This window comes from Candidatus Njordibacter sp. Uisw_056, assembly GCF_047730085.1.
Classification (GTDB): Bacteria; Pseudomonadota; Gammaproteobacteria; order Pseudomonadales; family Balneatricaceae; genus Njordibacter.
In genome coordinates this window covers 84169-98985 of record NZ_CP159830.1, presented here as the reverse complement: position 1 = coordinate 98985, position 14817 = coordinate 84169, and the positions used below count along the sequence as shown (strand labels likewise).

Here is a 14817-nt window from a genome sequence, read left to right as displayed (position 1 = left end):
AATGTATTTTAAAAACGTCGAATTATTCAGTCTTGGTGCGGGTGTTGGCCATAAGCTGCTGTAAATTCGCGGCTTTGGGCTTAACTAACCAGAACTTGCTGATATAATCTTCGAAATGACGACTTAATTCCCTGCCCCAACGGCTTCCCGTTGCTTCATGAAAATCATGCAAGATAGAGCGCAAATAACTACGATACTCTTCCATGTGCTCGCCACGAATGCGGTGAATTTCCACCAATTCGCTGTTGTATTTGTCTACAAAGGTGCGATCTACGTCTAATACGTAAGCAAAACCACCAGTCATGCCTGCACCAAAGTTATAGCCTGTTTCACCAAGCACAGTCACCACGCCACCTGTCATGTATTCACAACAATGGTCGCCTGCACCCTCAATCACGGCATGAGCGCCTGAGTTACGAACGGCAAAACGTTCGCCTGCACAGCCTGCGGCCATCACAGTGCCACCTGTTGCACCATACAAGCAGGTATTACCCATGATAGAGGTGACATTAGATTTAAAGCTAGATCCTTTGGGAGGATATATAACCAGCTTACCACCTGCCATACCTTTACCTACATAGTCGTTAGCGTCGCCTTCTAAGTACATGTTTAAACCACCGGCATTCCACACACCAAAGCTTAGGCCTGCAATACCTTTAAGATGTACTTCTAGCGGATGTTCAGACATGCCATTGTTGCCATGCACTTTAGCAATAGCACCAGACAATCTGGCACCTATCGAGCGATCACAGTTGGTGATATTAAAGCTAAAGTCGCCACCTGTTGAATTGGCAATAGCCTCTGCCATTTCATCCAACATCCTTTGGCTCATAGCGCCGGGGTCGTATGGCTGGTTTTTAGACACTTGGCAAGTGTTAGGATGGCTTGGGTCGATACCGTCTTGGCTCAACAAGGGCGACAGGTCTAAATTACGTTGTCTAGCAGTCACTCCACCACTAATTTCCAGTAGCTGCGTCTGGCCTACTAGCTCTTCAATGCTGCGCACACCTAGCTGTGCCATCACTTCGCGAGTTTCTTGCGCAATAAAAGTGAATAGGTGCTTCACCATTTCTACAGTACCGCGGAAATGATGATCTCTGAGTTGTTCGTTTTGTGTGGCCACGCCTGTAGCGCAGTTGTTAAGGTGACAAATACGCAGGTATTTACACCCTAAGGCCACCATAGGTAAGGTGCCAAAACCAAAGCTTTCTGCTCCTAAAAGTGCAGCTTTCACTACGTCTAGACCCGTTTTAAGGCCACCGTCTGTTTGCACTCTCACCTTGCCACGTAGGCCATTGCCTCGTAAGGACTGGTGGGCGTCAGCAAGGCCCAGTTCCCATGGGGAGCCCGCATAGCGGATAGAAGTGAGTGGGCTGGCTGCTGTGCCGCCATCGTTACCAGAAATAGTGATCAGGTCTGCGTAGGCTTTTGCTACACCTGCAGCAATAGTGCCCACACCTGGCCGCGATACTAATTTCACCGACACAAGGGCTTCAGGGTTTACTTGCTTCAAGTCAAAAATAAGCTGGGCCAAATCTTCGATAGAATATATATCGTGATGCGGTGGTGGAGAAATTAGGGTGACGCCAGGCACAGAATATCGCAGAGTGGCGATAAGGTCGTTAACCTTGCCCCCGGGAAGCTGCCCTCCCTCACCTGGTTTTGCACCTTGAGCCACTTTAATTTGTAACACTTCTGCGCTCACTAAGTAGGCAGGGGTAACACCAAAACGGCCAGAAGCAATTTGTTTAATTTTAGAGCGTTTGTTAGTGCCATAACGCAGTGGGTCTTCGCCACCTTCGCCAGAGTTAGAGCGGCCACCTAGCTCGTTCATAGCCATAGCTAAGGATTCGTGTGCCTCTGGAGACAAGGCGCCCAATGACATGGCGGCGGTGTCAAAGCGTTTGAATATTTCACTTAATGGCTCTACTTCACTAATATCGATCGCGTTAGATGGCTTTAGCTTTAGTAAGTCGCGCAGCGAGGCAACGCCGCGCTCATTGACTAACTTAGCATATTTTTTATACACGCCGTAATCACCCGTTTGCACGGCAGCTTGGACGGTAGTGATGATGTCTGGGTTATAGGCGTGATACTCGCCACCATGAATGTATTTAAGCAGACCACCTTGTTGGATAGGCTTACGATCTATCCAGGCTTCAGCAGCTAATAGCTGTTGGTCAGACTGGAAATCACTAAATTGCGCACCTTCTATGCGGCTAGCCACACCGTGGAAACACAGGTCTATAATAGGACTACTGATGCCAATGGCTTCAAACAACTGTGCGCCTCGATAAGAGGCAATGGTAGAAATACCCATTTTAGACATGATCTTAAGCAGGCCTTTATTAATCCCTTTACGGTAAGACTTATGGCAATCGATTGGGTTGCTAATAATCTCGCCAGATGCCACCATGTCGTTAATAACCCGATAACTAAGGTAAGGGTAAACCGCTGTAGCACCAAAACCGATCAACACTGCAAAGTGATGGGAGTCTCTTGCGCTGCCCGTATCCACAACAATGTTTGCATCACAACGCAAACCTTCATTAGTTAGGTGGTGATGCACCGCACCTGTAGCCATACAGGCTGGTATAAGCAACTTGCCCTTTTCAATCTCACGGTCACTCAGTACCACAATGCCTATGCGCTTGCGCACAGCTTCTGCTGCTTGGGCACACACATCTTTAATAGACGCTTCTAAGCCTACTTCTGGGTCATAATTTAGGTTGATGATTTGCACCTTGAAACCAGGCACATTCATGTGTAATAAGTCGGTGTATTTACTAGCTGATAAGATGGGAGAGCCTAATACAATCCGCTTGGCAAGCTCTGGACCCTCTTGGAAAATATTACGCTCTTTGCCTAGGCATGTTTCCAACGACATCACTACAGCTTCACGCAGTGGGTCTATGGGTGGGTTGGTCACCTGAGCGAATTGCTGACGGAAGTATTCGTATACGCTGCGCACACGGTTAGACAGCACGGCCATGGGCGTGTCATCACCCATAGAGCCTACGGCTTCTTGCGCTGTTTCTGCCAATGGACGGATCACCTGGTCACGCTCTTCAAACGTCACTTGATGCATTTTCATGTGGCGCTTAAGTTCACCTTCGGTGAAGTCTTCAAAACACTGCTCTTCATCCAAGGTGCCTTCTAGGCGGATGGCCGACTTACGCAGCCACTTTTTATAAGGCTGAGAGGCTTTAAGGCGGTCATCAATGTCTTTGGTGTGCATGATTTCGCCGGTATGGGTGTCCACCGCCAAAATTTGTCCCGGGCCTACGCGGCCTTTAGCGACAACATCCAATGGGTCATATTCAAATGTGCCAATTTCAGAGGCTGTTACTAGATAATCATCTTTGGTCATAACCCAACGTGATGGGCGCAAGCCATTGCGGTCTAGCAGACACACAGCATAGCGGCCCGTGTTTAATACCATGCCTGCAGGGCCGTCCCACGCTTCCATATGCATGGAGTTGTATTCGTAAAAAGCACGTAGTTCGGGGTCCATCAATTCATCATTTTGCCACGCTGGAGGCATGATCAAACGCAATGCACGAAACACGTCCATCCCACCCAACACCATAAGTTCTATCATGTTGTCCATGCTGGACGAGTCTGAGCCAGTAGTGTTTACCACGCCTTCAAGCTCTTGTAGCTCTGGGATAAGTGGAGTGGATAATACGTTTTGGCGAGCTTTTGCCCAGTTACGGTTGCCTTCAATGGTGTTTATTTCGCCATTGTGCGCTAAAAAGCGAAAAGGCTGTGCCAATGGCCAGCGAGGCAAGGTGTTGGTAGAAAAACGCTGGTGAAAGGTACAAATGGCTGTGGTTAACGTAGGGTCACCTAAGTCTTTGTAAAATACCGGTAGGTCTACCGGCATCATTAGCCCTTTGTAGGAAAGCACACGGTGAGACAAGCTACATACGTAAAAATTTTCGTCTGAGATTAAGGCATACATGGTGGTTTTTCGAGCCACTAATAAACGCGCTTCTAGCACTTCACCGCGAAGGCCTGGACTGTTTACGAATACTTGCTCGATACGCGGCTGGCAATCAGCGCCAATGGGACCAAGGCACGATGGATCTACTGGCACTTCACGCCATCCCACTACTTCAAGGCCATTGTCTTCTATGGCTTGATTTAGTACATTGCGAGAATGAGAAGCCTTATCTTCATCTTGGGATAAAAACACCATGCCCACACCAAAGGACTCTGTCAGCTCTTCAGAAAAGTGATCCAATGCCACCTTGCGCATAAAGACCTCTGGCATTTGTAGCAATAAGCCACAGCCATCACCCGTCTTACCATCAGCGGCAATACCACCACGGTGGGTCATACAGGTAAGGGATTCTATCGCCTTTTGCAACAAATCATGGCTAGGATCACCCTGCATGTGAGCAATGAGTCCAAAACCACAGTTATCTTTGAATTCTTTGGGATTAAAAAAACCAGCGTTCATCGGCATCTCTCTCGCTAATCTGGATGGCAGTGAGCCCATCACGGGTGTTAACAAGTGCTACAAAAACTGCTTCTAAATGAGACAAGAATCAGTAGGACACTTGCTTTAATTACAAACTTCTATAAGAGCTTATAAATTTATTGAATCAACAAATGGACAAGCATCCTACATGAGAAAACCACGGCAAACAAACTATTTGGGGTATAAGCTAGATAAATACCTACACAATTGGCGACGTTCGCCGAATTTGTAAAAATTATTCACCACTTGTGTTGAATTTATTACGAATCTGCTGTTGAATTTTTAAAACAGGCCGCGCCCATGGTTGCTGATTCCGCAAAGCTATAGGTAGTGATGATATGGCACTTTGAGCTTTACTAGCGCTTTCGTAGTCTCCAACAAGCAACATATACCAAGGCTGACCACCGCGGTCTAGTTTAATGGCATAAAGAGGCTGCGTAATATTTTTGTCCACTATAAAGGCTTCTAACGTGGTCTCCAGCCGGGCACCAAGAACCTGCAAGCTATAATGGTCGCTTGGTAATTTCAATACCTCCTTGTAACTGTATGGTTGCTTTGTCTTGGAAGTTGCCAAGGGCCAGGCCTTTAGCACCGATACAGGTATTAGGGCGGCCGCTTGCTTTGCCGGTGGTTGAGTTACCTGTGCTGCTGGCTTAGGTGACAGCTTTAGTTGAACCTTGGGCTGGGGACTCACATTTTTTGGTGCTGGAGACAGTTCAATAGGCTCCAAAGGCGGCAGTGCAGTTGCTATAGGCTCTATTACAACAGGTTGAACAGCCACTGGGGCCGATTCCACATGACGCTGCTCCAGCACATTAGCAGACACATAATTAAATAACCAAATACCCGCCAATACAACTAACACAAGGGTAGTGGCACCTATGTGAAGTAATGGCAAACCCGCTTGTTGAACGAAGCCCCCCTTATTAATGGCCTTATTAGCCAGCATATTAAGGTAACCAGGATTACCTTTGGCTAACTGATGTAATTGCAATAATTGGATAGGCGCAAGGCCATGATTGATACCAATCCGCTGCAGCCGTTGGCGTAAATAATCAGCACTTTCTTCCTGATTAAAGGGCGAAAGCACTAAATGATAAAACCGCTCCTGCCTAAGCTCGGCAAAATGGGGAGTTTCAATTCGCTCTACTACACTGTGATCTGCACATAAAATGACCTGGGGGCGGGCGTCTATTTTTGCATTGCGGGGCAATAAATTAGCTAGGAGTTCTAGCCCATCTTCGTCTAGCCACTGGGCGTCATCCACCACAATTAACAGCACTTCTTTTTGCAGTTTCAGCTCTTGGGCCAGTGCCTGTATCGCCATAATGCTGTGTTCTAGGCTTGCCTGGTTAGGCAGCTGCACAGGCAGTTGTTGGGCTAGTTGACGCACTACCCATGGCGCAGTAGCTGGTTCTTGCAATGCCAGATGAACGATACATGCCTTAGCAGGTTGAGCACGCAAAAACTGGTCAATAAAGGTCGTTTTACCAGCACCAGAAGGAGCACTGATCAGTACCAAGTAATCAGAGAAGTGGCTTAGATGCAGCAATGTCTCTAATTGCCGGCCCCGGGCTTTGGCTTGGTATTCAAAAGCCATTAAATTATCACTTTGATGACTCACTTCTTGCTGGTCTAATTGGCGCAGATAAGTGGCATAAGCTGATTTAAGGCTGTCACCCGTATTAGATTTTGGCAGAGGCAGGGTCACGGTCCTAACCCCCTAAACTGCCAAAGACTGGTCAAGGGTCTGCTGCAATAAATCACTACTAAAATCTGAAGTGACAATCGCTTCACCTAGCTGCTGAAGTAGGATTAAACGAATGGTGCCATCGGTGACTTTTTTGTCTACCTGCATATGTGTTAAGTAGGCTTTCCCATACATCTGGCTTGGGCCCCATAAGGGCAATCCAGCAGCTTTTAACAGGTTTTGAATACGCAGCACTTGTTGGTGTGAAATCCATCCCAAGCGCCACGATAAGTCAGCCGCCATAGCCATACCAGCACCGACAGCTTCACCGTGTAACCAGTGACCATAGCCCATTTCAGTTTCTATAGCGTGGCCAAAGGTGTGGCCAAAGTTAAGTAGGGCTCGCTGCCCATGCTCCAACTCGTCTGCAGCAACAATGCGGGCCTTGCAGGCGACGGATTGGTAGATAGCTTGGCTTATTAACTCAGGAGCCAGTTGACGCAGCTGATCTATATTCTGTTCTAGCCAGGTAAAAAAATCGGGTTCGGCAATAAGGCCATACTTAATCACTTCTGCCAGGCCTGCACAGAGCTCACGAGGGGGCAACGTTTGCAGGCTTTGGATATCAATAATTACACACTGAGGCTGATGGAATGCACCAATCATGTTCTTGCCAAGGGGGTGGTTAACGCCTGTCTTTCCACCCACAGAAGAATCTACCTGAGATAACAAGGTAGTAGGTATTTGTATAAAATTCACACCACGCTGATAAGCGGCAGCAGCATAGCCGGTCATATCCCCTATAACTCCTCCACCGAGAGCAATTAGAGTCGTTGTGCGATTATGACGTTGTTGTAGCAGGTGGTCAAAAATCAACCCCACTGTATCAAGATGCTTATACTGTTCACCATCTTGCAGCACTATGCTGTCCACTTGTAAGCCGCTAATACCGAGCCTTTGCAAACCGTTTAGAATGCCTTGCAGGTAGAGAGGCGCTATAGTGCTATTGGTCACCACCATCACTTGCTTGCCAGTAATGTGCTGGCGCAGCAGATCAGCCTGTTGCAAAAGGCCACTACCAATATAAATCGGGTAGCTGCGATTCCCTAGCTCAACGGTTAATGTATGTTGTACGCTGCTCATGATGATAGCTCTGGCCCATAACAGCCTTAAAATAGACTAGTTAGTTTAAAGGGAACGAATTGCTTCGATTTGCTTAATAATCTCTGCCACTAACAAACGGGGGTTTTGCGCACCTGTAGCCACTTGAATGTCTGCTGTTTCTTCATACAATGCATGGCGATGGGCAAACAAGTCTCTTAGCACTTGTTCTGGGTCTTCATTTTGAAGCAGCGGGCGATTTTTATCTTTTGATGTGCGCTCGAGCTGTTGCTCAACCGTCGCAAATAAATACACCACAGTGCCGCGGGCAGACAAATGTTGCCTATTTTCAGCTAACTCCACTGCGCCACCACCTGTAGCCATCACTAAATCCCTGTGCTCAGTCAACTCGGTGATCATGTTAGCTTCGCGTTTACGAAAGCCAGCTTCACCTTCGACATCAAAAATCCAAGGAATATCCGCACCAGATCTTTCTTCAATTTCCCTATCAGTATCTAGGAATTCTAGCTTTAATTCGCGTGCTAGCTGACGCCCAATGGTGCTTTTACCAGCGCCCATTGGGCCGATTAAAAATATATTCACAATGAAATTCCTTTTAGGAACAGCAACAACAAAACCCGGTCATCAAGCACGAAATGCTCACTGCCGGGTAGGATCAGTTAAATTATGCGGACTAACATTAACATAATCAAGGGTTAACTATGCGTGGAGTGACAAAAACCAAGAGTTCAAACCTCTCAGACCCTTGCTTTTGCTGCTCAAACCATTGACCTACAAAGGGTAACCCCGATAACACTGGGCTAGAGAATAATCGACCCAATTGTTGTTGATATAGCGCACCTCCCAGCACTAAAGTCTGCCCCAAACCGACCACTGCCCGAGTTTTTAATTTATGGGTATTGAGCGCTAACTGGCCATTAGGTAACAAATCACCAATAGAATCCTGCATCACTAACAGATCTAGCTGAACTTGGCCTTTGGGTAATACCCTGGGCGTTACCGTTAGACCCAATACAGCTCGTTTCCACTCTTGTTGCTGGCCATTGTCTGTAGCCACTAAATAGGGCACTTCTTGACCTGTTTGAATACTGCCTGAATACCCTTCTTGTACTAATATTTGTGGCTGTGCCAACGTGAGCACTTGGCCGCTGGCCTCCAGAGCCAAGAGCTCTAGGCTAAGCATGACATGAGCTCCGACTAAGCCTAACTGCAGACCACCCCCTAGCTGATTAAATGTGGCTCCAATTTGGCTTGCCTTTGCCGCTCCTGCTGTAGCTTGCGGCCCTAAGCTACTAATAAAATCTAACCCACTAGATTGGCTTAGGGTTGATTTGGCAATCACTATACGCCCCTCTATTAATATCTGCTCAAGTGGCTGGTCTAACTGGTTAATAGCCTCTATTAGAGTGGCAGCATGGGCATCATCATCGTAAACAAGAATCTGCTGGCTACGGCTATCTGCTAACAACTGCCCTTTGGGTGACAACATTGATTGCGCACTTTGCAGCGCAAGCAATATAGTGTCTGCCTCGCCATAACTCAATTTGACCATATGAAGTGGTAATACGTTGGTATTTGATTGATCAGTTTTAGCACCTACCATCAGCCCAACTTGAGTGTATTGGCAGTCCACCCCAATGGTACTGCAGACCAACTCAAGCCCAGTTTTAGGGTCCACATCTTGCAAAACAATACTAATTTCAAAGTCTAATGCATGGGTTAACACCAGATTAATTTGTGCTGCCTCTGCAAGCTCGTATAACACATCGACGAGGGGCGCTTTATGCACATCCATGGTAATCTTTTGGGCACTGACAAAAGGCGATAATATTAGCGCAAGTAACAGCATTAATTTAATTTTATTCATTTTTGGCAAACTCCAGTACGACAAAGGCGCTTTAGCATCAACCACTGCTGCCCCTTTGTAAGATTAACCCCTTGTCCACTAATATCGGACACACGCCATCCCTCAAGTGAGTCGTTAACTTCCACCCTCATCAAACGCCCATTATCTAACGATTTAATCCACGCCACTGCTATTTTCCCTTGCTGTTGACTATAGCCAATAAACTGAAAATTATCGGCAATATGCCACTTTTTACGATGCAAACTAATGTTAGATACTCCAACTTGCATAGCTATAGCCTGGGTGGGTACCGTTTTGGCATAAAATGCTTGGGCATAATGTTGAATGCCTTGAAGGGTAAGTGCTTGCTCTAAAGCACTAGGCACTGGGGTAAAAGGCTGAAAAAAAGACGCAGCACTGCTGGGCAACCATCGCATGGAAATTTGCCAGGGCCCAGAGGGTATTTGCATAATAGAAAACTCTTTCAGCCACCAGCCTGTAGCGCTCGGCAGTGGCGCCATATCAGCCCATTGTGTGGCGTCTAACTGTACCTTTATGTGCAGCCCTTGGCCCCGAACAATTTCCAAATCCTTCCCATATTTTGTAACTTGGCTCATCATAGAGCCCATAGGCTCAACGTCGCTGCCAACCCCCAATGAATCGGGCGTTAATTGTAAGGCAAAGGATTGCAATACTGGCGCTGCAGCAGCGCTAATAAAAGGCAAAGAAATGGACGGCATAAGATAACGAGCCTCAATCGTCCAACCATCCGCTGTTGTGCCAAGTACCTCCATTTGGATAGACGGCCAAACTTTAGCAATCTCTTGCCACCAACCTTGCCAAAGGTCCTGCCCACTGACGGTAAACACAAGCTGATAGCCTGCGTCTGCAGGCTGCCAGCGCCAAGTGTTGAGCCGCTGGCCGGGCTGTAGCATTATTAACAGCTTAGAAAGCTGCTGGATCGGCAGCCAAGCTTGAGAGTCTGACTGAGCCTTAAGAGCCTGGCCCAGTTCCATTTGCCGCCGCTCAAGGGAGCTGGCCCAAACTCCCTGCTGCTTTAAGTGTAACTGTTTAACCCCCTGAGAAACCTGCCAACTTAAATCGGCCTGCACATTAACTAAGTTGGCATACAGCAAGCCAAAGGCAGATAAACCAAGCAGTATAATCACCATCATAGAGCCATACAAAAACCCCCGCTTACGTCTTTTTATTGCAAAATGGTATTCAGCCCACGGTAAAAAATTAACTTCATTGGGTTTAGGTTGATACCAGACTAGCATCTGGGCACCACTATTTTATTTGCCATAAACCAAGCCATGGCATACTCAGCCTCTAAATCATCTGGCTTGCCTAGTATGGATGCTTTGGTCAACCCTTGGGGTTCGATACAGCCTATGACATAACCTGTAGTAGCATCGTGTAGGCTGGTAATGAGATGTTTTATGTGATCAATATAGTGGCTCTGAGTCACCACCAAAAAGCTAAGTTTGGAACAAAGCTGCAAATGGCAAACACGTAACTTTACTGGCTCTATATTGAGCGCTGCAGCGGCCATACGCTGATATTGGAGTTGCAAGGTCGCTAGATTGGTGCTCACTTCAAACAGATCTGCAGGGCAGTGCAGCCAACTGCAAAGCCGATTAGGAATGCCCACACTAACATGTAGGGAAGCATTGCCTAAAAGGGGCACAATTTGTGTAATAAAATCTTGCCACGCAGTATGTGCTTTTAAAGAGGTGCTAAGCGCCACTGAAGATAGACGTAATGACAAATGCCACTGACCTAAAACCCTTTGTTGCTCTGTCTCATGAGTGTTTTTAGCGCAGCCTAACAGCACTATTCGCAGCTTATCAACCTGCCAATCAATCCCTAAGGTAAGGGGTTTTACCCGGCGCCCAACAAAGTGCTGTAACATTAAACCCATCCTTGGGTGGCGAAACTTAATAGATCTTATATACTTTCGCTTCTGCCGTTTTGTTTATTCCCGTCGCTGCCTAGAGTTAAAGCATAGCATGTCATTAATACGCCGCCTGTTTAAATGGGTTTTTATACTAGGAATCATTGGCACGCTTACCATTGCAGCAGTGACCTGGTTTTACCTTATGCCTCGGTTACCCGATGTAAATAGCCTAAGGGATTACCACCTACAAACGCCCCTGAGAGTGATGAGCCGTGATGGCAAACTCATTTCAGAGTTTGGTGAGCAGCGCCGTATTCCTTTGCGCATAGACCAAGTGCCTCAGCATTACATTGACGCATTGTTGTCTGCTGAAGATGAAAACTTTTATAGTCATTACGGCGTTGATCCTAAAGGGCTTTTAAGAGCAGCAGTTAGAATGGTACAAGCCGGCGGAAGAATTCAAGGTGGTGGCAGCACGATTACCATGCAGGTAGCCCGCAACTACTTATTAACCCTTGATCAGACCTTTATCCGCAAATTTAATGAAATATTATTATCTTTTCAAATTGAGCAAGAACTCAGCAAAGAACAAATACTGGAAATGTATTTTAACAAAATGTTCATGGGGCACCGATCTTATGGCATAGAGGCTGCATCTAATGTGTATTATGGCCGCTCAATTAGTGAACTAGGCCTGCCTCAGTTAGCTATGCTTGCTGGGCTCTATAAAGCCCCATCTCGATATAACCCTATTTCTAATCCACAACGCTCTAAAATACGCAGAGACTGGATATTAGGCCGTATGCTGCTGTTAGACTACATTAATGAAGAGCAATACCAGACAGCCATTGCCGCCCCTATTACGGCCCGATTTCATAGTTTGAAACCAGAAACATCAGCATCTTATGTTGCAGAAATGGTACGTAGTGAATTATTTAGCTCTTTCCCTATTGAAGACGTTTATACTGGTGGTTATCGGGTCTACACCACTATTGACAGTCGGCTTCAAGACGCTGCTCAGCTGGCAGTACAGAAGGGGCTATTAGCCTACGATAGGCGCCACGGGTATCGTGGTGTGGAAAAAAATCATGGGCCTAGTGTCACTGCGGAGGAAGCCGAACGATTACTTAATAGAACCCCTGTATTTGGCCCATTACAGCCTGCAATCGTACGCCAAGTTAACGAAGAGTCGGCAGAATTACTACTGCGTTACGGCCAAACTATTAGTATTAACTTTAGTGATATGAGCTGGATTAGGCCAAGAATCTCCATCGATTACTTGGGCAGTGCGCCCAAGACTATTAGCGATATCTTAAGCCCTGGTGACCAAGTTCGAGTGCGCCAAGCCTATGCTGATTCAAACGTGTGGTACCTGTCCCAAGTGCCTGACGCACAGGCGGCGTTAATTGCCCTAGACCCAAAGGACGGCGCCATGATCGCTTTAGTAGGTGGTTTTGAGTATTTGCACAGCAAATTTAATCGAGCAACTCAGGCACTGCGTCAACCTGGCTCTAATTTTAAGCCTATTATTTATTCTGCAGCCTTGGAACAAAAGTTTACCGCTGCCACCTTAATTAACGATGCACCTGTGGTGTTTAATGACGCTAGCCTAGAAGACTCATGGCGCCCAGAAAACTACAGTGGGAAATTCTTTGGTCCCACACGTTTGCGCAAAGCACTGTATAAATCTCGTAACTTAGTCTCTATACGGATTTTACGGGAAATTGGCATTAAATCAGCCATCGATTATGCTACCCGCTTTGGTTTTAAGCCTGAGCAGCTGCCACGCAATTTATCCCTTGCTTTGGGCAGTGCAAGCGTACCTCCCATCGATGTAGCTACAGCCTATGCAACCTTCGCCAACACAGGCTATCAAGTTCAGCCCTATTTTATAGAGAGGATTGAAGACAGCTTTGGGCGAGTGCTTTTCCAAGCTGAGCCCACCACCGTATGCCATAACTGCGACTATGTAAGGCTCAGCGATAAAGTGGACCTAAGCCCGCCAAGTGTGGTGGCAACAACAAAAATCACTACCGGTGCCATCGTTGCGTTAAATGAGGCCTTAGATCAAGAGGATGCTCAGCAAAACAGCCTGTTAGTGGAGCCAGATCGACCTATCACCCATTTGCCAATCGCTCCACGCATTATGGACGAGCGGGTTAATTATATTATGCATACTATTCTTCAAGACGTGGTAAAAAAAGGCACAGCGCGCAGAGCTCAAAAATTGCAACGTAATGATTTAGCAGGGAAAACAGGCACTACTAACGACCAAAAAGACGCCTGGTTTTCTGGCTATGTAGACTCTATGGTAGCCACAACTTGGGTAGGCTTCGACCAGCCCAAAACCTTGGGTAGGAATGAATTTGGTAGCACGGCAGCGCTGCCTATTTGGATCGACTTTATGGAAATAGCCCTAAAGGATGTGCCTCAAACACAACGGCGGCAACCAGACAAAATGGTCACCATTAAAATCGACGAGGCCACTGGCGCATTGGCACGGCCAGGCGACCCGTCTGCAGTAGAAGAAATTTTCCGTGCAGAACGTACTCCTGAGCAAATGGCATTGCCTAAAGGCAGCCGCTCTAGCAATGGCATTAACGAAGAAGAAACTAGGCCCGAACAGGTGTTTTAGTTGCTGTTCAGTACTGGGGTTTGCTCAAGCATATGTAAGTGAGAAACACTCATAACACCCGCATGAAAACCTTTTTTGAGCTGCTTTTTAGTTAACTTACGCCAAGCGAGCCAACCCCTAACAGTAATAGTTTGCCCAACCCATCGCTGCATTTTCTTGGGTGTATCGATGTTAAAGCCCGGTGCTGCAAGAAGGTGCTTGGGAATTCTCACTGCCACTTGCCCTCCAAGGCCTATGTACCAGTAGTGTTGGCTGTCGCTAACATCGTTCACTTCACCAGCCATACGCATAAACCCACCTAGGTTGGGCTTAAGTAAGGCAGCTGCATGAACACGCGATACAGGGGCTTGCCATATACCCAAACCATTTCTGCGGGCTACTTCTTCTCGCTGCCACAAGCAATTCTCTGCGCCTTGCTCATTCATACTAATTACATAGGCTAAGCCTTGGCCGACTAAAAAAGTGTCCACACTCACTCCAGAGCCATCATAAAGCCTTACCAGCCAACGCCCATAGTGATCTTTAATGTTGGGAAGCAGTTGTAGGTAAATGAATTTTTGTTGCTGTAATTTTTGATTGAGTTGGGTTTTAGCCTGCTGCGCGTAGGCCTGCTCTGGGCGCCCCTTATGGGCCATTTCTGTGGTATTTATTTGCCCCAAACGTAACCGATGTCCATTAGCTAAACTTAGGCTGTCCCCATCCTGAACATACCAGCTTTTTACTTTATACGTTTGACCCAATATCGGATTACCAGACCACTCATTGGCTTTTTCCATTGCTGCCTCTGTCAAAGCAGAGCATTGAGCGTAAATACGGGGACTAATAAATAGTAATAAGACGATGGACAACACTAAGGGTATTCTCACGCTATATTTTATTGGCTTCATATTTATATTTACTTAATTGTTACCTTAGACTTACTGGTTAACTTGATATGTTGTGCGCCACTAACCCACTGTGCTCTGTAATATATAAATACAGCATAGCCTATTTATATGAATCGGCCACGTTAGGTGTTTATGTTTACAGTGGCCCTGGCATTTCAACCATTAGATTTTTACTAATAGCGCCATATAGCAGCATAATCATTACATGTTTTTACATTTGGGGTTCTAACTTAGCCTTTAGTTTTGTGGTC

9 protein-coding genes are annotated in these 14817 nt (G+C 46.6%); 1 reads left to right on the top strand and 8 read right to left on the bottom strand.

From position 1 onward, the window contains the following. Positions 1–22 precede the first annotated feature (22 nt). The 7 genes from gltB to ABXT60_RS00450 form a co-directional block, all read right to left on the bottom strand. Entirely contained in the window at positions 23–4465 is a 4443-nt protein-coding gene (gene gltB / locus ABXT60_RS00480) for a glutamate synthase large subunit (protein ID WP_443630825.1), read from the bottom strand. A gap of 256 nt (positions 4466–4721) precedes the next feature. Further along, positions 4722–6197 carry an AAA family ATPase gene (locus ABXT60_RS00475; RefSeq protein ID WP_443630824.1) on the bottom strand — a complete coding sequence of 492 codons (1476 nt, stop codon included), beginning with the start codon at positions 6195–6197 and terminating at the stop codon, positions 4722–4724. 12 nt (positions 6198–6209) lie between these two features. Next, the gene (aroB, locus tag ABXT60_RS00470) at positions 6210–7319 is read right to left on the bottom strand and encodes a 3-dehydroquinate synthase (protein ID WP_443630823.1); all 1110 of its coding nucleotides are present in this window, start codon (positions 7317–7319) and stop codon (positions 6210–6212) included. A gap of 45 nt (positions 7320–7364) precedes the next feature. Beyond that, the gene (gene aroK, locus ABXT60_RS00465; protein ID WP_443630822.1) at positions 7365–7880 is read right to left on the bottom strand and encodes a shikimate kinase AroK; all 516 of its coding nucleotides are present in this window, start codon (positions 7878–7880) and stop codon (positions 7365–7367) included. Positions 7881–7986: 106 nt separating this feature from the next. Continuing rightward, positions 7987–9165, bottom strand: coding sequence for a secretin N-terminal domain-containing protein (locus tag ABXT60_RS00460; protein WP_443630821.1), 1179 nt, complete (start codon positions 9163–9165; stop codon positions 7987–7989). After that, complete coding sequence (locus ABXT60_RS00455; protein WP_443630820.1) at positions 9162–10424, bottom strand: hypothetical protein; 1263 nt, start codon at positions 10422–10424, stop codon at positions 9162–9164. Before ABXT60_RS00455 ends, ABXT60_RS00460 begins: the two co-directional genes overlap by 4 nt. After that, positions 10418–11059: a hypothetical protein gene (locus ABXT60_RS00450; protein WP_443630819.1), complete on the bottom strand. Its 642-nt coding sequence runs from the start codon at positions 11057–11059 to the stop codon at positions 10418–10420. Before ABXT60_RS00450 ends, ABXT60_RS00455 begins: the two co-directional genes overlap by 7 nt. A gap of 97 nt (positions 11060–11156) precedes the next feature. On the opposite strand from ABXT60_RS00450, the gene ABXT60_RS00445 reads away from it, so the two are divergent. Then, a complete protein-coding gene (locus tag ABXT60_RS00445) occupies positions 11157–13679 on the top strand; it encodes a penicillin-binding protein 1A (RefSeq protein ID WP_443630818.1) in 2523 nt (840 codons plus the stop codon). On the opposite strand, the gene ABXT60_RS00440 is transcribed toward ABXT60_RS00445, so the two are convergent. Beyond that, positions 13676–14566: a thermonuclease family protein gene (locus ABXT60_RS00440; protein WP_443630817.1), complete on the bottom strand. Its 891-nt coding sequence runs from the start codon at positions 14564–14566 to the stop codon at positions 13676–13678. The two genes, ABXT60_RS00445 and ABXT60_RS00440, sit on opposite strands and share 4 nt — an antisense overlap. Positions 14567–14817: the final 251 nt, after the last annotated feature.

Excerpts from the sequence above, each read along its gene's own strand:
- ABXT60_RS00445 (WP_443630818.1), top strand. The coding sequence starts at position 11,157 with ATGTCATTAATACGCCGCCTGTTTAAATGGGTTTTTATACTAGGAATC.
- ABXT60_RS00455 (WP_443630820.1), bottom strand. The coding sequence starts at position 10,424 with ATGCTAGTCTGGTATCAACCTAAACCCAATGAAGTTAATTTTTTACCG.
- ABXT60_RS00450 (WP_443630819.1), bottom strand. The coding sequence starts at position 11,059 with ATGTTACAGCACTTTGTTGGGCGCCGGGTAAAACCCCTTACCTTAGGG.
- ABXT60_RS00440 (WP_443630817.1), bottom strand. The coding sequence starts at position 14,566 with ATGAAGCCAATAAAATATAGCGTGAGAATACCCTTAGTGTTGTCCATC.
- aroB (WP_443630823.1), bottom strand. The coding sequence starts at position 7,319 with ATGAGCAGCGTACAACATACATTAACCGTTGAGCTAGGGAATCGCAGC.
- gltB (WP_443630825.1), bottom strand. The coding sequence starts at position 4,465 with ATGAACGCTGGTTTTTTTAATCCCAAAGAATTCAAAGATAACTGTGGT.
- ABXT60_RS00460 (WP_443630821.1), bottom strand. The coding sequence starts at position 9,165 with ATGAATAAAATTAAATTAATGCTGTTACTTGCGCTAATATTATCGCCT.